The organism is Bacillus sp. SJZ110 (assembly GCF_006715455.1).
GTDB lineage: Bacteria > Bacillota > Bacilli > Bacillales > Bacillaceae > Bacillus > Bacillus subtilis.
Genome location: NZ_VFNF01000002.1, coordinates 330,058 through 351,077, shown reverse-complemented (window position 1 = coordinate 351,077; position 21,020 = coordinate 330,058). Strand labels below are relative to the sequence as shown.

21 protein-coding genes are annotated in these 21,020 nt (G+C 45.3%); 7 read left to right on the top strand and 14 right to left on the bottom strand.

The window, feature by feature from the left end; all coding sequences use genetic code 11:
• The 6 genes from allD to FB592_RS07365 form a co-directional block, all read right to left on the bottom strand.
• Positions 1-1,014 carry an ureidoglycolate dehydrogenase gene (allD, locus tag FB592_RS07390; protein WP_128441558.1) on the bottom strand — a complete coding sequence of 338 codons (1,014 nt, stop codon included), beginning with the start codon at positions 1,012-1,014 and terminating at the stop codon, positions 1-3.
• Between the two features lie 104 nt (positions 1,015-1,118).
• On the bottom strand, positions 1,119-2,498 hold the full coding sequence (locus FB592_RS07385; RefSeq protein WP_038828740.1) for an MFS transporter: 1,380 nt from the start codon (positions 2,496-2,498) through the stop codon (positions 1,119-1,121).
• 67 nt (positions 2,499-2,565) lie between these two features.
• On the bottom strand, positions 2,566-3,987 hold the full coding sequence (uxaC, locus tag FB592_RS07380) for a glucuronate isomerase (RefSeq protein ID WP_029726244.1): 1,422 nt from the start codon (positions 3,985-3,987) through the stop codon (positions 2,566-2,568).
• Positions 3,988-4,184: 197 nt separating this feature from the next.
• Positions 4,185-5,363, bottom strand: coding sequence for an NAD(P)/FAD-dependent oxidoreductase (locus tag FB592_RS07375; protein WP_003232765.1), 1,179 nt, complete (start codon positions 5,361-5,363; stop codon positions 4,185-4,187).
• A 39-nt stretch (positions 5,364-5,402) separates the two neighbouring features.
• Positions 5,403-5,825 (bottom strand): helical membrane plugin domain-containing protein, encoded by a 423-nt coding sequence (locus FB592_RS07370; RefSeq protein WP_003220510.1) that lies wholly within the window; start codon positions 5,823-5,825, stop codon positions 5,403-5,405.
• Between the two features lie 388 nt (positions 5,826-6,213).
• Complete coding sequence (locus FB592_RS07365; protein ID WP_033884358.1) at positions 6,214-6,711, bottom strand: cupin domain-containing protein; 498 nt, start codon at positions 6,709-6,711, stop codon at positions 6,214-6,216.
• Positions 6,712-6,842: 131 nt separating this feature from the next.
• On the opposite strand from FB592_RS07365, the gene FB592_RS07360 reads away from it, so the two are divergent.
• The 3 genes from FB592_RS07360 to FB592_RS07350 all read left to right on the top strand — a co-directional run bounded on the left by FB592_RS07360 (position 6,843) and on the right by FB592_RS07350 (position 9,441).
• Positions 6,843-7,817: a DMT family transporter gene (locus tag FB592_RS07360; protein ID WP_141949413.1), complete on the top strand. Its 975-nt coding sequence runs from the start codon at positions 6,843-6,845 to the stop codon at positions 7,815-7,817.
• 119 nt (positions 7,818-7,936) lie between these two features.
• A complete protein-coding gene (locus FB592_RS07355) occupies positions 7,937-8,689 on the top strand; it encodes an ABC transporter ATP-binding protein (RefSeq protein WP_141949412.1) in 753 nt (250 codons plus the stop codon).
• Positions 8,689-9,441 carry an ABC transporter permease gene (locus FB592_RS07350; RefSeq protein ID WP_101502016.1) on the top strand — a complete coding sequence of 251 codons (753 nt, stop codon included), beginning with the start codon at positions 8,689-8,691 and terminating at the stop codon, positions 9,439-9,441. Before FB592_RS07355 ends, FB592_RS07350 begins: the two co-directional genes overlap by 1 nt.
• Positions 9,442-9,486: 45 nt before the next feature.
• Here FB592_RS07350 and FB592_RS07345 read toward each other — a convergent pair whose 3' ends face one another.
• Entirely contained in the window at positions 9,487-10,299 is an 813-nt protein-coding gene (locus tag FB592_RS07345) for a uroporphyrinogen-III synthase (protein WP_101502015.1), read from the bottom strand.
• Positions 10,300-10,472: 173 nt separating this feature from the next.
• Between FB592_RS07345 and FB592_RS07340 the strand changes: the two genes are divergently transcribed.
• The gene (locus FB592_RS07340; protein ID WP_021479499.1) at positions 10,473-10,661 is read left to right on the top strand and encodes a DUF8096 family protein; all 189 of its coding nucleotides are present in this window, start codon (positions 10,473-10,475) and stop codon (positions 10,659-10,661) included.
• A gap of 40 nt (positions 10,662-10,701) precedes the next feature.
• Here FB592_RS07340 and FB592_RS07335 read toward each other — a convergent pair whose 3' ends face one another.
• Together FB592_RS07335 and yjiB are read right to left on the bottom strand one after the other, a co-directional pair.
• Positions 10,702-11,880, bottom strand: coding sequence for a glycosyltransferase (locus tag FB592_RS07335; protein ID WP_128740265.1), 1,179 nt, complete (start codon positions 11,878-11,880; stop codon positions 10,702-10,704).
• 22 nt (positions 11,881-11,902) lie between these two features.
• Positions 11,903-13,093 carry a monooxygenase YjiB gene (yjiB, locus tag FB592_RS07330; RefSeq protein WP_019712505.1) on the bottom strand — a complete coding sequence of 397 codons (1,191 nt, stop codon included), beginning with the start codon at positions 13,091-13,093 and terminating at the stop codon, positions 11,903-11,905.
• 388 nt (positions 13,094-13,481) lie between these two features.
• Between yjiB and FB592_RS07325 the strand changes: the two genes are divergently transcribed.
• The gene (locus tag FB592_RS07325; RefSeq protein WP_042974212.1) at positions 13,482-13,760 is read left to right on the top strand and encodes a hypothetical protein; all 279 of its coding nucleotides are present in this window, start codon (positions 13,482-13,484) and stop codon (positions 13,758-13,760) included.
• A gap of 30 nt (positions 13,761-13,790) precedes the next feature.
• Here FB592_RS07325 and FB592_RS07320 read toward each other — a convergent pair whose 3' ends face one another.
• The 4 genes from FB592_RS07320 to fdhF form a co-directional block, all read right to left on the bottom strand.
• Complete coding sequence (locus FB592_RS07320; protein ID WP_101502013.1) at positions 13,791-14,417, bottom strand: NUDIX hydrolase; 627 nt, start codon at positions 14,415-14,417, stop codon at positions 13,791-13,793.
• Positions 14,418-14,491: 74 nt separating this feature from the next.
• Positions 14,492-15,136, bottom strand: coding sequence for a DUF4352 domain-containing protein (locus tag FB592_RS07315; protein WP_021479503.1), 645 nt, complete (start codon positions 15,134-15,136; stop codon positions 14,492-14,494).
• Positions 15,137-15,332: 196 nt separating this feature from the next.
• Positions 15,333-15,893: a helical membrane plugin domain-containing protein gene (locus FB592_RS07310; RefSeq protein WP_003232799.1), complete on the bottom strand. Its 561-nt coding sequence runs from the start codon at positions 15,891-15,893 to the stop codon at positions 15,333-15,335.
• Positions 15,886-18,843: a formate dehydrogenase subunit alpha gene (fdhF, locus tag FB592_RS07305; RefSeq protein ID WP_141949411.1), complete on the bottom strand. Its 2,958-nt coding sequence runs from the start codon at positions 18,841-18,843 to the stop codon at positions 15,886-15,888. The genes FB592_RS07310 and fdhF overlap by 8 nt, the downstream gene beginning before the upstream one ends.
• Positions 18,844-18,988: 145 nt before the next feature.
• On the opposite strand from fdhF, the gene FB592_RS07300 reads away from it, so the two are divergent.
• The gene (locus FB592_RS07300; RefSeq protein ID WP_014476503.1) at positions 18,989-19,564 is read left to right on the top strand and encodes a YjgB family protein; all 576 of its coding nucleotides are present in this window, start codon (positions 18,989-18,991) and stop codon (positions 19,562-19,564) included.
• Between the two features lie 100 nt (positions 19,565-19,664).
• Positions 19,665-20,063 (top strand): ribosomal maturation YjgA family protein, encoded by a 399-nt coding sequence (locus FB592_RS07295; protein WP_017697549.1) that lies wholly within the window; start codon positions 19,665-19,667, stop codon positions 20,061-20,063.
• 8 nt (positions 20,064-20,071) lie between these two features.
• Here FB592_RS07295 and FB592_RS07290 read toward each other — a convergent pair whose 3' ends face one another.
• Positions 20,072-20,971 (bottom strand): DUF2268 domain-containing putative Zn-dependent protease, encoded by a 900-nt coding sequence (locus FB592_RS07290; protein WP_141949410.1) that lies wholly within the window; start codon positions 20,969-20,971, stop codon positions 20,072-20,074.
• Between the last annotated feature and the right edge of the window lie 49 nt (positions 20,972-21,020).

The window sequence follows — 21,020 nt, the reverse complement described above, 5'->3', positions numbered from 1 at the left end:
TCACCTGCTTTTTAAGAATTCATACACGCTCCGGGCGATAGAAATTCCGTTTTTCTTATTTCTTTCTTCATGCAGCTGCTCGATCTCGCCGGGCACATACACTCTTTCGAATCCAACAGCCGGCGGTGATTGCTGCAGTTCATCAATCATGGCATCCATCTGCTCTAAAAACGTATCCCAGTCAGTAAAAAAGGCTGGATTGATCGCACAAACGTAATGCCCCAGCTTTCTTTTTTGATCAAGGCCGCTGTACATTTTGGCAATATGAGGGCCAAAAGCCGCGCCCGCCAGCAATCCTGAAAATACATCCACCACAATCGATAGTCCATAGCCTTTCGGGCCCCCGAATGTTGAAAGTGAGACGACCTTGTCAGGATCAGTTACTGCTTCTCCGCTTTCATCGACTCCCCATCCTTCAGGAATTTCTTTGCCCTCTTCACGGGCCTGCAGAATCTTCCCAAAAGCCACTTTGGATGTCGCCATATCTAGGATAAACGGTTTTTTATGCTTAGCCGGAACACCGTAAGCAATCGGATTTGTCCCTAAAAAAGGAGTCCTCCCCCCAAACGGGACAACGATACTGTCTGTATGCGTCATTGCTATTCCGATCAGCTTTTCGTCAGCCGCTTTTTGCACAAAATAGCTTAGCGCTCCGCAATGGCTGCTGTTTACGGCCGTGACCATGCCGACTCCTTTTTTCTTCGCCATGTCAATTGCATGGTCCATCGCCATGTCGCAATTCACATGACCGAAACCATCGTCTCCGTCAAGCACCCCGGTCACAGGCCCCGTTTCTTTAAAAACAGGCTGTGCCCCAGGATTGATCCCTCCCGCTAAAAGCCTGTTCACATAGTGTTCTGTGCGCAGCACGCCATGCGAATGTACATTGCGCAAATCAGCGTGCACGAGAACATCTGCTACTTTTTCAGCATCTCGTTCATTCAAACCGGCACCGGCCAGCTTTTGCCGAACGAGTTCCTTTGCTTCTTTAGCTGCAATTGTTATCGTTTTCAAGCAAGTGCCTCCTTCCTTTTCAGTTTTTTGGGCACTCTCCTAGCGAACCCCCTACAAACACATTTTATTTACAAATTATTTTAAATATTCTATATATTATATTGTCAGATCTTTTGCTGAAGATCCTGAACGATCTGAGCATGCTGCTGGTCTGTGAGTTTATAAAGAAAGCCGATAATGATCATCGCTAATGCCAAAGCAATGGCCGGATACAGAAGCAGAAGCGCTTTGATGCCAATCAGCGCCTGTGCTGTCTGGACTGCATTCGGGACATAGCCGATAATCCCCAAACCGATCCCCGAGAGAAAGCCAGACAAAGATTGAGCAAGCTTTCTTGAGAAATTGAAAAGTGAATATGTCGTTGCTTCCTTCCGTTCACCGGATTTCCATTCGCCATAGTCGATAATATCGGAGACAAGAGCCCACGTGATGCCATTTGGGATACTGATTCCGATAAAGGCGATACTGGCAAGAATTGTAAAAACATATACGTTAGATGGGAGCATAAAGTTGATCAGATCCGCGGCCACACTGATGCCGAAGCCGATCATTGCCGTTCGTTTCTTTCCAAACATCTTGACGAGCTTTGGAAGGAATACGACGCCCAAAAAGGAAGAACCAATAATGATGAAGTTCATATAAGCCATTAATTCAACATTGCCCAAGTTATATTGTGCGAAATAGACGAGCATGGCGGATTTAATGTTGTATGCGGAAATTGAAAAAATCGTCATCAGGACAAGGGTTAACAGCGGTTTATTTGTAATAAATGTTTTGACGACAGATGAGAGTGTTAATTTTTCTTTTGGTGCTTCCGATATGACAATGCGCTCTTTGCAGTTGCGGTAGCAAATATAAAACCAAAACACACCGAGCGCGGCGAATAAGCCCATGACCACCGGGTAGCCGACCTTCGGATTATCAAACTTGACGAGCAGCGGCATCACGGCCACACTTGTGATAAACAAGGCGCCAAGTGATCCGATTTGGCGGAACGTCGAAATGGAGGTCCGGTCCTCAGAATTTTGAGTCATCGCTGCCCCTAATGAGCCGTACGGAATATTCACAAACGAATAGCCGATGCCCCAAATCATATAGGATGCATATGCATAAATCAGTTTTCCGGTCGTTGATACATTGGGAGACAGAAAAATAAGAACAGTAAGCACCGCAAGCACGATGCTGCCGATTAATAGATAAGGCCTGAATTTCCCCCGTTTGCCAATGTTTTTGCGATAATCGATTGATGAACCGACAATTGGATCTGTTATCGCTGCAAACAGCTTACTGACTAAAAAAATGCCGCCGGCCATCGCAGCGGGGATTCCCGCTACATCAGTGAAATACTTCAATAAATAAATCTGGCCGAGATCAAACATAAAACCGTTGCCAAAATCACCAAAACCATAGGACATTTTCTCTTTCAATGAAAGCCTTTTTTCCGTTTCGACCGACACAACCTTATTTGCCAGTTCAGTTCGCATGTTCCACCTCTGTGTCTTAAGAATTTTCGGATAGTGATCCGCTCAGCGATGCTGAGCGGACACTTTGTTACACGTTTGCTTTCTCTTCTTGAAATTGGAAGTAGTGTTTCGCATTGTCATAGCAAATCCCCTGAACGATGCTTCCCAGAAGCTCCATATCGCGCGGCACTTCGCCGTTTTCCACCCATTCTCCAATCAAATTGCAGACGATCCGCCTGAAATATTCGTGACGCGTATACGAAAGAAAGCTTCTGGAATCGGTGAGCATGCCAATAAAACGGCTGAAAAGGCCAACATTTGATAACGCTTTCATTTGATCGAGCATCCCGTCTTTAGTATCGTTAAACCACCAGGCTGTGCCGAATTGTATTTTTCCTGGGGTAATACCGTCCTGAAAACTGTTGATCATGCTGGCGATGACATAGTTATCATTTGGATTCAGTGAATATAAAATCGTTTTCGGCAGTTGGTTCTTCATCTCAACTGAGTTCAGCAGCTTGTATAAAGGCTTAGCAATTTCTTCATCGTTCATTGAATCATAGCCTGTATCAGGTCCGAGTCTTTTCATCATTTTTGTATTCGTGTTTCTTAAAGCGTTGATATGAAACTGCATCGCCCAATCGAGCTCCGCATACAAACCGCAAAGAAACTGAAGCGTATGTGTCTTAAATTTCTTCTCATCTTCATAAGAAACCTCTGTTCCTTGTAATCTGTCAGAAAAAATCCGTCCAGCTTCTTCTTTTGTTGTTTCGGCAAATACCATTGAATCTATCGCGTGATCAGAAACTCTGCCGCCGGCTGAGTGGAAGAATCGCACTCGTTTTTCCAACGCATTTAAAAACTCATCATAGGTTGTAATCGATATGGCGGCGGCATCTTCAAGCGCCTGCACCCACTCAGGAAAGCCTTCACGATTGATCTCAAGTCCTTTATCCGGCCGAAATCCAGGCAGCACGCTGACAGGAAAGTCTTTGTCTTCTCTTAATAATAGATGGTATTCAAGAGAATCAACAGGGTCATCTGTGGTGCACACGACCTTTACATTTGATTTCACGATTAAATCCCTTGCCCCGAAGCCTTCCCCTTTGAGCAGTTCATTTGTCCGTTTCCATATAGCCGGCCCAGACTTCTCGTTTAAAATCTCATAAATGCCAAAAAAACGCTGCAATTCTAAGTGAGTCCAGTTATAGAGCGGATTGCCGATCGCCATCGGCACGGTTTTCGCCCAAGCCATAAATTTCTCCTCATCAGGCGCATCTCCGGTGATGTATGTCTCCTCAATTCCATTGGCTCTCATGATGCGCCATTTATAATGGTCACCATACAGCCAGGCTTCCGTGATGTTTTGAAATGTCTTATTTTCATAGATTTCTTTCGGACTTAAGTGGCAGTGGTAATCAATAATTGGCATGTCTTTCGCAAAATTATGATAGAGGCTGACAGCGGTTTCATTTTTCAATAAAAAGTTTTCGCCCATGAAGGGTTCCATGTCCTCACCGTCTTTCATTCTATTTCAAAATGTTAACGTTAACATTTTGATTTGTTTTTATTTTACCTTTATATTCCTCTGGGATCAATCTCTTTTTTGAAAATAAAATGTTAACGCTGTCATAAACATAAAAAAAGACATTGCCAGAAAGCACTCGGTAAGGAACGCTTTTGGCAATGTCAGATTCATTAAAAGGATTAGTAAGCCAGGCTGAAAAGTCCTTTAATGTGTGTTAAGTAACGTACGTTACTTGCTTCTTTCATCAAGGAAGCAGGAAGACCTTTAAGCGGTGTAGAATTAGCACCAATGATGGCAACCGCGTCTTTGCGTCCAAGGCTTGCAAGTGTACCAGAGTTTACTGGCTTGAATGTTTCAAGCGTTTTGCCTTCCAGGTAAGCGAATAGGTTGTAACCGATCAGCTCACCCATTTGCCATGCGATTTGTGCAGTTGGCGGGTATGGACGGCCGTCTGGACCGAAGTAAACTGCGCTGTCTCCAGCAACGAATACATCTTCATGAGATGTAGATTGCAGGAAGTCATTTACAGTCGCGCGTCCGCGGTTCACTTCTAGACCTGATTCACCGACTAATGGGTTACCTTGTACGCCGCCAGTCCAAACAAATGTGTTGGCAACAACTTTAGATCCGTCTTTCAGATCAATTACGTTTCCTTCTACATTTGTAACAGGAAGACCTGTTAAGAACTCAACGCCGCGTTTTTCAAGGCTTGCAGTCGCACGCTCGATAAGATCATCCGGAAGAACAGGAAGGATCTTCGGACCTGCTTCAACAAGTTTCAATTTGATTTCTTTATGGTCTACGCCGTATTTTTTCGCAAGGTTCGGCATGATGTCAGCAAGCTCACCAACAAGCTCAACACCTGTTAAGCCGCCGCCGCCGATAAGGATTGTTGCATCTGCTTCGTTTTTCGTTTTAGAGTACTCGCGCACACGATCTTCAACATGCTGGAAGACTTTGTTCGCATCAGCAGCAGATTTCAATACCATGCTGTTTTCTTCAAGACCTGGGATGCCGAAGTAAGCCGTTACAGAACCAAGACCTACAACAAGCGCATCGTAAGTTAATGTAGAACCGTCAGCAAGCGCAACTTCTTTTTTATCAACAGAGAAAGAGCTTACTTCCGCAATTTTAAGATCAATGTCTTTGCCTTTGAAAAGTTTTTCTAATGGCATTGCAACCGCTTTTTCAGACACGTTGCCTGCAGCAAGGCGGTGTAATTCCGTAATGATTTGGTGAGTAGGGTATTTGTTTACCACTGTCACGCGTGCTTGTTCTTTTGTGTAATGTTTGCGAACTGTTAGAGCAGAAAGAACTCCGCCATAACCAGCGCCTAGAATGACAATATGTTTTGACATCGTATATCCTCCGTCCTTTATATCAATTTGAATCTGAGATTATTTTTGGTTTTCGCGTTCGTTCATGACTTCAAGGTAGCTGTTAGCAAAACGGAACAGCTTTTGAGCTTGAGGATCTTTCAGCATACGCAATAGGCCGAAAAGACCAATTGTTTCGTTGCTTGCTTCCGCGCGGTCTTTTGCTTCGATCGCAGTCGCAGCTACTTCTTTCGCTGTTTCTTTTACAGGCTCAAGAATTTCAGTGATCGCACCGACTGTGTCGCTTTTTAACACTTCGTCAGTCGCTACAGACTGAGCGAAATCATAAGACTTCGTTAAAATATTCACTAACTCAGTCAGCTTCGGAAGCTGGTCAACTAAAACAGTCAATGATTCTTGAACTTCTGGCTTTAATAGCTGATCAATAAGATCTTGCTGGCTTTGGCTGACAGACGCATTTGTTTGATCGATTGTTTCTGGCATATCCAATTCTCCTTTACTATAAGCAGTTTGCTGATTTTTTTGGAAAGGGTAGTGCCTCTCCCTGTCTCACGCTTTTAAGGCATAAGAATAAGGATTGTGAATTCGTGCACAATCATTTACAAAAATAAATGTTTACTACCCAGTTTTTCATCTTGCCATATTCAGTATTATTTTTATCTAAAAATAAACAATTGAATAAGTCAAAATCCTTTACTCTCTCTGAAAATAGCAAACACAAAAAACTCCAATTCGATTACCTTCTATATGATAACACTTTTTGAACAAAATTTGAACGTGAATTGCTTCGATTATGAAATTAATTTATATGGAGCTCATGTCATATCGTTTCTGCGGCACTAGTTATTGACAATCCAGCAATTTCTCCCCTTCACTTTACCCATATTTCCAATAGAGGCTCTCTTTTTCCTGTGATCGGATCATTCGCCGGCAACGCCGCCTGCTTAATCTGTTTGAGCGCTTCCTCCCGCTCATTCGGTTTCCCCGTCTTCATATCATACTGAACGCCACCGGGATAGGCGCCAAGGACAGTAAAATCGGGACTTGAGCTGAGCTTTTTATGTCCGACTCCGGCTGGAATCACGACTGCGTCGCCTGATTTGAAAGGGATGGCAGCCCCTTTTTCTCCCCCAAACTGAATCACAGCCTCTCCCCTAAGGGCAATCAGGACTTCATGCGTATTGCTGTGATAATGATGGTATGGAAAAACACTCCCTGACCAGCTGTTTGACCAGCCATGCCGGATGACGATCCGCTCTGCCAGTCCGGTGTCCTTAAGCGCGTTTTGATACACCACGAGCGGAAAATCAGGGTGATTCGGAATCCTGCCGTCATCCGGAAAGAAGTATGTCTGTGTCTCTTTTTCCATCAATTACACCTCCCTTTTTTGTCTTCCACACATAGCGGTTCGCAAAACATGATGTTTTTCTCATGATTCCATTGATCTGCATGATACCGAATAGTATAGTATAAAAAAATAATGCCAGAATGAGGGATATCATGAAAGCTATCGTTATCGGAATATTGGCTTCACTCTTTTTCGCCGTTACCTTTATATTAAACAGAGCGATGGAGTTATCAGGAGGCAGCTGGCTTTGGAGCTCTTCGCTGCGCTTTATTTTTATGGTGCCGTTTTTATGTTTGATTGTCATCATGAGAGGGACATTCACGCCTCTCTTACTAGAGATGAGGAAAAAGCCGTTTTATTGGATCAAATGGAGCTTCGTCGGCTTCGTGCTTTTTTACGCGCCGATTACATTTGCGGCTGCATACGGTCCGGGGTGGCTCATAGCCGGAACCTGGCAAATTACAATTGTAGCCGGGGTGCTCTTATCTCCTTTGTTTTATGTCAAACAAGATATGCCGGGCGGTCCGCAGCTCGTTCGCCAAAAGATTCCCCTGGTTTCACTTGGCACTTCCATGATCATCCTGATTGGAGCGGCTCTGATTCAGCTTCAGCATGCAGAATCGCTTTCTGGGAGGATGCTGCTTTTCAGTGTGCTGCCGGTTGTCATTGCGGCTTTTGCCTATCCGTTAGGAAACAGGAGAATGCTCGAAGAATACGGAGGCCGGCTTGATACATTTCAGCGCGTGCTTGGAATGACATTGGCAAGCCTTCCATTCTGGCTTATATTAGCAGCTTACGGCTGGTGGTCAGATGGCCTTCCAACAGCAAGCCAAACCGTTCAATCCTTTATCGTTGCCGTCAGCTCAGGCATCATCGCGACGGTTTTATTTTTCTGGGCCACTGATATGGTAAGAGACAATCCGCAAAAACTCGCAGCTGTTGAAGCCACTCAATCCGGTGAAGTGATTTTCGCGCTGCTTGGTGAAATTGTTCTGCTGTCAGGCGTTTTCCCATCTCTTTTATCATTTGCCGGTTTATTCATTATAATAGCGGGGATGATGTTACATACCTTCGCTTCACATCCGAGAAAACCGAAAAAGAAAGCACAGTCAAATCTGACTGCGTAGCATCTGCAGGAGAATGGGTGAAAGCCTGTTCTCCTTTATTTGTGCTACCAAAAGGGGTCTGTTTCACGTTATAGTTAAATATAATGTCAGCCTACTTATATTGAAAGGTGATTATTGTAATGGAAGCAAACGATCAAACACAAAACATACCAGCCATCTCCTTCAGATCAGTCAGAAAAAGCTATAAACAAGATGGACAAACCTATGATGTGCTGCAGGATGTCACCGGAGACATTCAACAGGGTGCAATCGTAGCCGTTTTAGGTCCTTCCGGCTCAGGCAAAAGCACCCTCCTTTCTATGTGTAATTTAATGAGAACGCCTGACAGCGGCGAAGTCAACATATACGGAAAGGAAGTCAGAGAATGGAATGTCAATGAACTGAGGAGAACAGCAGCCCTCGCGTTTCAATCGGCTCCCGTGCTCGACGGGACAGTGCGTGACAATTTAAGTCTTGTACAAAGGCTGCATCAATCCCAGCTGTACTCTCCTGAAAAGCTGGCTTCTCTTGCAGGGCTGCCGCCAGAGCTGTTAGACAGAAGCGCCAGAGACTTATCGGGCGGGCAGCGGCAAAGACTGTCACTGGCCAGAACGCTCTCAAATCCTTTCTCCATTCTATTGTTGGACGAAATCACGTCGGCCTTGGACCCGGTTTCTGCTCTTGAGATTGAAGAACTGATCAAACGTCAGCATCAAGAGAAAAAATGGACAGTCATGTGGGTCACTCATAATATGGAGCAGGCAAAACGAATAGCCGATACCATTTGGTTTATGGCAGATGGCCGGCTGCTTGAAATCGCTGAAACCGACACATTTTTCTCCGCTCCGCAGCATGAAGCAGCGAAAGAATTTTTGAAGGGAGGCACTCGGTAATGGATTACCTTTCTCTCTCTTTAACGATGATCTTTGTTTTGATCGCCTTGTTTTTATCAAAATCCTTTAAAGCCGGTGTAGAAAAAGATATGATCATCGCCACCATCCGGGCCGCGGTGCAGCTGCTTATCATCGGTTATGTTTTGTCGCTGATTTTTCGCGGAGACCACCCTGTTTTTATCCTGCTGATGGTGCTGTTAATGCTCGCGGTGGCGGCGCAAAATGTCATCAAGCGAAAGAAAAATACTATCGGTTCGTTTTGGAGGGTGTTTGCCGCGTTAGCAATCGTAGAAATTGTGACGCAGGGAATTCTGCTGTCCCTTCATATCATTCCGCTTACGGCACGATATGTCATTCCGATCAGCGGGATGGTCATCGGAAATTCGATGGTGCTCTCAAGTTTGTTTCTAAACCGGCTTAACTCAGAAGTCGGCGTTCGCAAAGAAGAAATTCAATTAATATTGTCACTTGGCGGCACACCGAAGCAATCCATACAGCGCATTCTTACCTCAGCGATGAAAATGAGTATGATCCCGACGCTCGAAAGCCAGAAAACACTGGGTCTTGTCCAGCTTCCCGGCATGATGACTGGCCAGATTCTAGCCGGCGCGGACCCGATTCAGGCAGTACGCTTTCAACTCTTAATCGTGTTTACAACGATGGCCTCAGCCGCGCTGACTTGTGTAATCTTAAGCGTGCTGACATACCCATCATTATTCACCGTTCATCATCAGCTGAAGCAGAATGAATGACAGACAAAAGCCGCTTTCCGAGGGAAAAGCGGCTTTTTGTACTTGTTATTCCTTTTCTTCATAATACTTGGCCAGCTCAACAATCATTGCACCCATCCGCTCAATCTCTGGCGTAAGCAGTCTCGTAATGCCCTCTTCCCGCAGTGCTTCAGCAGTCACTTTTCCGACAGCAGCTGCGATGGCGCGTTCTTCGAATACCTTCTTCACTTCATTGATATAACCTCGCCCCTTAGCAAAATCAAACAGGGAACGAACCTGAATGGCCGTTGTAAAACAAACGGCATCGACCTCACCGTTCATCAGCTCTCGGCATAACCGCTCCACCGTTTCCTCCTCCGGCGGGATGTGCTGATAAGGCAGAATCGGCAGGACAGACGCGCCTTTTTCTTCAAGAAATGCCATGAGAGCCGGCGCTTTTTCGCCATGAAGCTGCACCATGACTGTTTTTCCTGAAAAGTCGTGAGGCTCCAAAGAACGGATTAAGCCTCTTGTTGTCCCGTCTTCATCCGAAGCTTCCGGTGTGATTCCAAGCTTTTTCAGCGCAGACAGCGTTTTGTATCCCCGGCATGCCGCTTTCGCTTGGCGAATGGCCTGCAGAAACTCATCTTTCAGTCCAATTTTCTCTGCCATATCGACAAGAGTCTCCAACCCGATGCCTGTCGTGAAAATGACCCAGTCAGCTTTTTCTTCCGCAAACGTCCGCAAATCCGGCTCCACCTGCTTCTCTGCTAAGTAAACTGTACCTTGGAGAGGCCGGATGACAGGGATTCCGCCCTGTTTTTCAATGATTGTACTGATTTCTTCCGTTTTTCGTGAGCCACCGATTGCCACACGTTTTCCAAGTAACCCTTTTCCCATACCCGTTTCCTCTCCTCTTTGCATAGGCTTTTTATGTATACAAGCTTAATAAAGCTATTGTGGCGCAAACCAAGGGAGAAATCAAGATAAACCCAACCTCCTAAAATCCATTGAATACGCCGGAAGCTTGCTGTAAGATAAACAGCAGACACGTCTTGTAACGGAGGATCGACATGGATACAAAAAAAGAAGAATATGAAACAAAAGGCTACGATACATCGATTGTTTACGAATTCAATGAATATCCGGATGCCCGCAGCGGGCGCTGCGACAACTGTGATTACACACTGTTCAAAAGCTCTGTAAAAGGAGGAAAATTTCTTAGAGAATGCCGGAGATGCGGGATGAAAAAAAATATTTAAACAGAAAACCGAAATCAAATTGATTTCGGTTTTTATGTTTTTACTGCGGGACAGCGGATTTTTTCATAAACGCTTCAATCTCAGCTGCCGCACGCTCTGCTCCGCCAGCTTCTTTTACATCCTTTTGCATATTCTTGACGCGGCTGAGCAGCTCTTGATCACTGGATACAGCCTGAACCGCTTCCTGCAGGCTGGAAACAGTCACTTCCTCTTTCGGCAAATAAACGCCAAGGCCTAATTCATCAACCCGATTTGCAGTGAGCTCTTGCTCATACATTTGCGGAATGACGACAAGCGGCACACCTGCGTTCATCGCTTCCATCGTACTGTTCATCCCGCCATGAGAGATGAACAAATCAGCTTTCTCTAACACCTCAAGCTGCGGCACACTTTGGCGAATGGTAAAGTTAGCAGGAATATCCTCCAAGCTTTCTGGATCAATCGTTTTCCCAACCGACATGATCACTTGCCATGAAGAATCCCGAAATGCCTTGATGCACATCTTGTAAAATTCCGGCCATGCGTTAAACGCCGTACCCAAAGAAATCAGCATAAGCGGGCGATCATCCTTGTCAATCAACAGGCTTTCTTTCTCCGTCCGTTCTCCGAGAGAGGGGCCGACAAAACAGAAACGGTCATCGAACGTCTCATGCTGAATCTGAAAAGACTTCGGCATAAAGACAATATTTAATGCTTCCGGCACAGCTAACTGTTCAAATGAAACAGCCGGCAACTTCTCTTGCTCCAAGTAGGCTTTAAATTCAGCCTCTGCTTCTCTTATTTTTTTCAGCATGTCTTCATTTCCTAACTGAAAGGATTCATTTTGGGCATATGACGAACAGAGCTTAATGACCGGAACATTAAGCTTTTCAGCAAACAATTTACCAGCCAGCGCAACAAAGTCATAGATGATCAGATCAGGCTGATCATCCTTATATAACTCCTCAAGCTGCGGCAGAATGCTGAGTGATTCTTTCAAAAGGCTGAGGGGCGCGTCATTCTTTTCCATCATCTCCCTGATTTGCTTAGGATCAATATTCAAGGATGTATGATAGAGCAATGCTTCTCCACCGGCTTGCTGAACAGCGGGCGCAAACTCCTCAGTCGTCGCGTACGTGACACGGTGCCCTTTCTCACAAAGCTTCTCTACTAAAGCAAGCGTAGGATTGACATGTCCGTACGCCGGGATATTGATCATCGAAATATGGTACTTTTTCATGAATCTCCAGTCTCCTTATCTATTACATTTTTACACGGAAGCTCTTTAATCCGTATATCACACTGTTTTCAATCGGAGTGATACTGACGTACTCCATATGAGGAATAGCAGAAATCAAAGACGTTAACGCGATATTTGCTTCAAGACGGGCAAGCGGGGCCCCAAGGCAAAAATGGATGCCGTGGCCAAACGCAATATGCGGATTGGGATGGCGGCGGATATCAAACATGTGCGGCCTGTCAAACTTTGCTTCATCACGATTTGCCGATGCCACAAACGCCAAAACCATATCACCTTCTTTAATCAGGTGCCCCCCGATCTCCGTATCCCGCTTGGCAATGCGCCTCAAAACCGGGGCGGGCGCTCTGAAACGCAGGGCTTCCTCCACTGCCTGAGGCATCAGTTCAGGATGGCTGCGCAGTTCCTCGTAAACGCCTGGCGTTTCTAATATGCTGTACATCGCATTTGAAATCAGGTTTGTAGTGGTTTCATTTCCGGCCACCAGCAGCAGCGTGCAAAACGGAATCAGCTCTTCACCGGACAGCTTCTCGCCTGTTTCTTCCGCTTCCACTAAAATAGAAATAATATCCTGCGCCGGTTTGTTTCGCTTTTCTTCTATGATGCCGGCAAAAAACGCAGCCAGTTCTTCCTCACACTTATCTCGTTCTTCCAAAAAGGCTTTTTCAGCTTCTTCACTTTTATCCCTCGGTGTACTGACCAGAAGATCAGACCATGCTTTAAACTGATCCATATGCGCTGAAGGCACTCCCAGTAGCTCAGATATCACAATAACCGGAAGCGGGTATGAAAAATCGTGAACAAGGTCAAACTCACTGCGCCCCTGAAATTTTTGAATCAGTTCATCTGTGATTTCTTGAATTCTCGGTTCCCATTGCTTCATCACGCGCGGAGTAAAGGCTTTATTCACGACTGAACGGATTTTTGTATGCTTCGGCGGGTCCATGTTAATGATGGAATTTCCAATAGAGCTTGTCTGCTGCGGCATGTAACTGGAAAACAGCTCTTTATCCCCAACAACTTTTTTGACATCATCATAAAGAAAAACGCTCCACACTTGGTTTTCTTCATCAAAGGAAACAGGTGCATCCTTTCTCATCGATTCGTACCATGGAAACGGATGATACGCATCCTGTTTGTTTTTCCCATTGAGCAGCGCTCGCTGCAAGGCTTGCCGGCGGTTTAACACACTCATTATGGTCACTCCCTTGAAAAAATTCAGCAATGAATGTTCCACTTCACCTCCCGCTTTCGAAAAAGAGAGGGACTACCACAAATAATTAAATTGATAACAGCAGGCAGGCGATCACGATGTTCGATGCAGGCATCATATATTCCCCCTCGAATTTCGTTCATCTTACCATAATCTTTCAATTTTTTTCTATTCTGCACTGCTGTTTTGGCTCACAACGTGACCTTAGGCATAAGCACGCAAATCCAATATGGATTCAATTGCACCGCTCCGCTCAAAAAACGTCTCTGTTTTCAACCAAATGCACTAACTCCAAAAATGACTTTCCCATTATGTAAAATAAGCTGATTCTATGATTAAATAGAAGGTAAAAGGTGAAGGAGAGAACAACGTGGCAGCACAGACTAATTACAAAAAACAAGTTGTCGGCATCCTACTTTCACTTGCATTCGTACTGTTTGTGTTCTCTTTTTCTGAGAGACATGAAAAACCGCTTGTTGAGGGAAAAAAACAGGAAAACTGGCATACTGTCGTCGACAAAGCCTCTGTCAAAATTTATGGCAGCCGATTAGTTGAAGAAAACAAATTAAAGCAAAAACTCGGCCATAAACAAGCCGATTCTATTTTGACCCTTCTGAAACTCGCCAACGAAAAACACATTACATTATAAAAAAGAAAGAGCCCACAGGCTCTTTCTTTTTTAGTCAAATATCGTTTTCTTGTCCGGATGGCGCAAAAAGTCAAACAGCATGCTAAGCTGTGAGGGTGTGTTTCGTTTTGGAGAAAGCGGCGGGAGGCTGTCTTCCGGAAAAAAAGCGGCATGATTCGTCTCGATCCCTGTTTCCCCCTGCCCGCCCGTCATGCTGCATGCGATGAAGATTTTATAATAGTGATAAGGCTGAGGGGGATGAGAGTGTTTATGGCTGTCTAGCACGGCCAGCAATCGAGACGGCTCTGTATCGTACCCCGACTCTTCTTTGATTTCCTTGACGACGTTTTCAGCTGGCGATAAACCAATCTCGCAAAATCCACCCGGCAGCGACCACAGCTCATCATGCTTCTCCCGGACAAGCAAAATCTGATTCTCTCGGAATACTGCGCCGCGAACATCCGCTTTCGGTGTTGGATAGCCGCTCTCCCCACTCCATAAATCAGTGATAACTTCAATGTTCGTCTGTGAGTAATCCGCCATCATTTCCGCGCTAAGCTTCATTAGCTCTTCGTACCTCTCCCTGTCGTACACATCCTTGGAAAAAGCAAGCCCCGCCTGTGCGATCGCCCGAATCCGCTGTACCCGATCCAGCCATTTGGTTTGCACTTTTATCACTCTCCCCTTCACATTATTTGTCACTATAAAAAAAGCACGCTTCTTCCCTGATGAAAACGTGCTTTTTTTTAATGCTATTTTTCTAATTTTATCAAATAATCTATATTGTATTTTGCGCTTTCTTCAATTCTATCACTTCCAGTATCTATTAAAAAAGGGTTATACACTAATGTGTAATTTTTTTGTTCCCCTTTGGGTATTACATAACTAACTACTCCTGTCACCTTTTTTCCTGACGCCAGATTCCCCCCCAAAAACATTTTTCCTTTATCCTCCAATGAAATGACTGAGCGAACTGATTTATTCTTCTTGTCTTTCAGATCTAATCCTAATCGGTTGTATTCCATTGAACCTTTTCCAACGTATTCTAGGGTCACTTCTATAATTAACCGCTCTTCATTATCTTTTACTGTTTTTGTTTTATCATAGTCTTTTCCACCCAAATCTCCATATTGGCCATTCTGTTCACGATCCACTTTATTCACCGTGAAATTAATATCATTTACTTTAATTGTTTCTCCTATTTTATGTATTTGATCATCTTTTTTGGTCTTCGGCTCACCGCCTTTTTTCAATTCCTTATCAAGTTCCTTTTCAAGCTCTTCTTGCGATTTTTTCTCTTTCGGTTTTTCCTTCTCTGACGCATCGCTCGATTGGCTGCACGCAGAAAGCGCTAACCCGATCGTCAAAACAAATAATAGTAATAAGACTTTTTTCATGATTGTTCCCCCATCTAAAGTAATCGATTTCTATTATAATCAGATTTTTCCTTTTCCTAACAGGTAAGAAAGTAACGATTATTTCTATCTCATTCAACACAATCTTACTTCTTCCTAGTATTTGAATATTTTTTACTAGTCCAATAGACCTTTTCATCAAAAAACCCGAGCTGGCTGAAGCCGCTCGGGTGGGAGGTCAATCTCGCTTATTCATTCCTCTTTTCTCTCGAGGTTCCTGATGATGTTTTTGGTGTTCCGGAGGCTGCGTCGTGCGTTCCAGCTCCTTTGTATCTTGTCCCATTCCTTTTAAAAAGGAAAAGAGCAGTGTAATTGATTTGTTGATTTCCGGGTCTTTTAGCGAGCGGATAATATCAAAATAACCTGTCTTTTCTTCGCTGTTTTTCTGCTCTACGGCGCTTGCTACACCCGCATTCACTTTCAAAATGAGAGGCTCGAGCTGCTTCACGTCCAGCATGCCGAGTGTCCCAAACAGAAGAAGCAGATTTTTCAGCGTATTGGCTGTTTCCTCTGTATCTGCCTTTTTCACCAGGATATCAAGAACTTTATCCCCTTGGCCAAAAAGGCCGCGGAGCAACGGCAGGACACCGCGCTCGTTCATATGGCCCAGCATATGCAAGGTTTCGAGAATCGCTTCTTTGTGGTCAATTAGAGCATCTTCAATTTCCCGCAAATCACGCTTTCGCTGATCCTCTTCTGTTACCTCGATTTTTTGGATTCGTTTAATCGCTTTAGCCATTATGGCCCATCCCCCTTTTCACAGCGTCACCAGGGAAAATATAATCCTTCCGCGCCCATTTCTTATGAACCTGCACACCGATTTGCGGCTGCGGATTGCCGTTGCGGTGGTTGATCTTAGGCAGCGGGCTGATTCCGTCGTGCTTCAAAATTTCCATCTTGGCCGATGTTTCTTTGTAAGCAGGCGTATCGGTATCCTTATCGGCATGGCTGCCTGTTAACAGGTTGATCGCCGCTTCCCCTGAATCGTTCATTGGCAGATATACTTCCTTCCCTTTGACTCGATCAGTAATCAGGCACTTCACTTTGACATTTCCGAAAGGCGATGTGAGCCTGACGAGGGTTCCGTCCTGAATCCCTCGTTCTGCCGCAAGCTCAGGAGAAATTTCTAAGAACACTTCCGGTGTTTTCTCGGAAATCCCTTTTGATTTGTAAGTCAGATTCCCTTCGTGGAAATGCTCCAAGAGCCGCCCATTGTTGACATGGATATCATATTCCTCACCGAATTCCTCAGGCTCTGTCCACTGGACAGGGTAGAGAATGGCCTTGCCGTCCGGGAAAGGGAAGCGCTCTGTAAAGAGTAAAGGTGAATCCTTTCCATCAGCGTTTACAGGCCATTGCAGGGAATTATAGCCCTCAAGACGTTCATAGGTGACACCGGCATAAATCGGCGACAGCTTGGCTGCTTCCTCCATAATGTCTGCAGGATGCTTATAGTGCCAGCCGGCGCCAAGCTTATTGGCAACCTCCATAATAATCTGCCAATCCGGCTTTGATTCACCCAGCGGTTCAAATACCTGATACAAACGCTGAATCCGGCGTTCTGTGTTTGTAAACGTTCCTTCTTTTTCAAGGCTTGGGCTCGCAGGAAGAACCACATCAGCAAACTCCGCTGTACGTGAAAGGAAAATGTCCTGCACCACAAAGAAATCAAGCTTTTCATATGCGGCGTGTACATGATTGATATTGGAATCCACCAGGCCCATTTCTTCACCTTTTACATACATCGCTTTCAGCTGTCCGGAATGGATTTTTTCAATCATTTCGTGGTTGGTCATACCCGGCTCTTTCGGCAGCGGCACACCCCACACACGCTCGTATTTTTGGCGGACTTGTTCATCCGTCACTTTTTCATAGCCTGGCATTCTGTCAGGCATACTCCCGAAGTCACTTGCTCCCTGCACGTTATTATGACCGCGCAATGGGTAAGAACCTGCTCCCGGTTTTCCGTAGTTTCCTGTCACAAGCAGCAGGTTAGAGATCGCCGTGCTCGTGTCGCTTCCTCCAATATGCTGTGTCACGCCCATCGCCCACAATGCGCACACACTGTCAGCTTGCCCGATCATCTCTGCCATTTGGATAAGGGTTTCTCGATCAATCCCGGTTTTCTCCTCAGCATATTCAAGTGTGTACGGCGCGAGGCTTTTTACATATTCATCCCGTCCGTTCACTCTTTCTCTCAAAAATCGTTCATCGGCCTTGCCGTTTTCTATTAAATATTTGGCGATCGCATTCAGCCAGACGATATCCGATCCGGCACGCGGCTGGACAAATAAATCGGAGCGTTCTGCCATTTCGTGTTTTCTGATATCCGCGACGATCACTTTCTGCCCTCTCAGCTTATGAGCCCGTTTAATCCGAGTGGATAAGACTGGATGCGACTCAGACGTGTTCGAACCGATAATCAAAACAAGGTCCGCTTGCGCGATATCTGTAATTGATCCTGAATCACCGCCATAGCCGACTGTCCGGAACAGGCCGGCAGTCGCAGGAGATTGGCAATAGCGAGAGCAGTTGTCCACATTATTTGTGCCAATGACCCCTCTGGCCAGCTTTTGCATAAGATAGGATTCTTCATTTGTACATTTAGAAGATGTAATAAAAGCGAGAGAATCCGGGCCAAACGCCTCTTTTAATTCAGTGAACTTGCTGGCGATCAGCGATAACGCCTCCTCCCACTCTGCTTCACGGAAATGGTCACCTTCACGGATCAGCGGCTTTGTCAGGCGTTCTTCGCTGTTAACGAAATCCCAGCCGAACTTGCCTTTCACACAAGTAGAAATGCCGTTGGCTGGCGCTTCCTCCTGCGGCTCTACTTTCAGAATGTCTCTGCCCTTTGTCCAGACATCAAAGCTGCAGCCGACGCCGCAATACGTGCAGACGGTTTTCGTTTTTTTGATTCGTTCATCGCGCATAGCGGATTCCATATCAGAAATCGCGAGAATCGAGCCGTAGCCTGTCTCTACGCCTTTCGTGATCTCGATCATCGGTCGCAGCGTTTCGTTATTGATGCCTGTTAAATATCCGGCTTCCCCTTCCATTCCTTTTTCCATCATCGCGTTGCACGGACAGACCGTTGAACAATGGCCGCATGACACACATGACGACTCATTGATCGGCACGTCGTTATCCCAAATGACGCGCGGGCGTTTCCGCTCCCAGTCAATGGTCAGCGTTTCAGTTACCTGAACGTCCTGGCATGCTTCAACACAGCGTCCGCACAAAATACATTGATCTGGATCATACCGATAAAACGGATGGGATTCATCCTTATGGTATGGCTTGTGATCAAACGGAATGCTTTGGTGATTGATTTTCATTTCCTTCACCGTATTATGTATTTCGCATCCCCCATTGTTGTAATCGCAAACTGTACAATAAAGCTCATGATTATATAAAATCTTGTCCATCCCGATGACCTGCGCTTTTTTCACGTCAGGTGAGAGCGTATCAATGATATCCCCATCCTTTAATTCAGCGGAGCACGACCTCTTCAGCTCACCATTGATGCTGACGATGCACGTATCACATGTTTCAATCGGTCCTAAGCTTGGATGATAGCAAACTTGCGGCACTTCAATCGAGCTGTTATTCAAAAGCTGCAGCACCGTCTGTTCCTCGGACGCTTCCATTTCAACGCCGTTTATTGTGATTTTTTTCTTGCCAGCCATCTCCATTCCCCTTTCTTGCTTTATATACCGAATTACCTATTTCAGTTCCCTTACAACAACTCAATAAAACATACAAAGCGCACTCACATGTTTTATTGCACTAACACCGGGAAACGGGATGGTAGATCAATAAGGAGGGATCAACATGAAAAAGACAATGTCTGCTATTACCGCTGCGGCAGCAGTAACAAGCTGTTTTACCGGCTTTGGGGCTGCGTCCTTTTCAGCACCGGCAAAGGCCGCAGCTCAAACAAACACGCTCTCAGAAAACACGAATCAATCAGCCGCCGAGCTTGTCAAAAACCTCTATAACACCGCCTATAAAGGGGAAATGCCTCAGCAGGCGCAAGGCCTTACCATTAACAAAAGCACAAAAGGGGATGTCCACGCTGCGTTTGGAGAACCGGAAAGACCAGTCGGGGGAGACAATCGATTTGATTTATATCACTGGAATATGGGACAGCCGGGCTACGGATTTTCCTATCATAAAGACATGACAATTTCAGAAATCCGCTACTTTGGAACCGGTGTGGAACGGCAGCTGAATTTAGGCGGAGTTACGCCGGAAGTGCTGCAGAAGCAATTAGGACCAGCAAATCGGGTGTTAACCGTCCCGTTTACCGATGAAATCGATTATGTATATGATACAGGCCGCTATGAACTCCATTTTGTAATAGGCACGGATCAGACAGCCGACCATGTAAACCTAAAAGCAAAATAAACACCCTACGCGGCTATTCAGCCGCTTTTTTAGTGGACAAATAAAAGCTATATTCCTTACAATACAGGGAGATGAAGCAGAGACGGGGTATCAATTCGCAATGAAGCGAAATCGTTGGATATATGCAGTTTTCACCGTACTGATCATTGGGCTGGGGCTTGGATCCAGAGCATTCTCCAGTGTTCTTCCTGATACCCTCAATACTTATCTGGGAGACTCGTTGTGGGCCGCCATGATCTTTACGGGATGCGGATTTCTATTTCGGAAGCTGAAGACAATGATAACGGGCATTATCAGTCTTTCTTTCTGTTTTGTCATTGAATTCAGCCAGCTCTATCATGCCGAATGGATCGACCAGATTAGGGATACTTCTCTTGGCGGGCTTGTACTGGGGTACGGTTTTTTATGGAGCGATATCGAAGCATATACAATCGGAATTGCCGCCTGCGCAGCCATAGAACTGCTGGTTTTGGGAATCAAAAAGCGCCGCTGTATGTGACGCTTTTTTCATGTAGAAAACAGCCCGCATTGAGAAAGAATGGTCTTCGCATCCAAACGCGTGGCCTCGCTTATCGTGATATGATGTTGATTCATAAATGACTGAACGGCATGATAGCCAACTGCATAACCCGCAAAAGCCGATAAACCTGCAGGCTTAAAGCCTTGGTCGTTAGCAATTGGATCACCAAACATATAACGGCTGACTTCCGAAAATTCTTTCACATCCAGCACCTCATTGATCACATCAATGGAATATTGCAAATCCTCATGATCAAAACGAGTCACCCAAGGGCCCAATCGTTCCGTACCAAACAGCTCTCTGGCGAATGATTCCGCCAATCCTTCAATCACAAGATAATCCCCGACACTTACAGAGCCATGATGAAAATCTATATACGAAAACCGCACATGATGATGAAACTCATGAGCAATAATTGAAGGAATCCTTGGCAGGTTATAACGGTTCGAATCAATCCATACATGAATAAAGCCCGGTATCCCGCCAAACCCGCAGTAGCCTTTTTGCAGCTGAAGTTTATTTGGATCAGCGATATAAAGGCCGAATTTGATCTCCTCTGCATTCACCCGCAGCTGTTCGCGCTCAGCAAAAAATATGCATTGCCGAAGTGCAGATTCAGCTGTCTCTGAAACATGTGATTCTTTCAGTATTTGCAGTGCTTTCTGGCCGCTTTCAGCATCACGGACATCCAAATAGCCCAGCATTTTCGCAGCCATGATCACATCATAGCCGTTTGGCTCCTTCGCTTTCAGCGGAACTTGGATGGCGGTCCACATCTTTTCAAACGGCCTCATCATCGTATACCGAAATACATCTTCTCTTTTCTGTTCTTCCATTGAAAACAGCTTTTCGTATTGCTCAAAGGTCTTTTCCATTACTAGATTCATCCTGATTCCCTCCTTGTCAAAAACATACGATATGCCGCAGCGTAAGGGT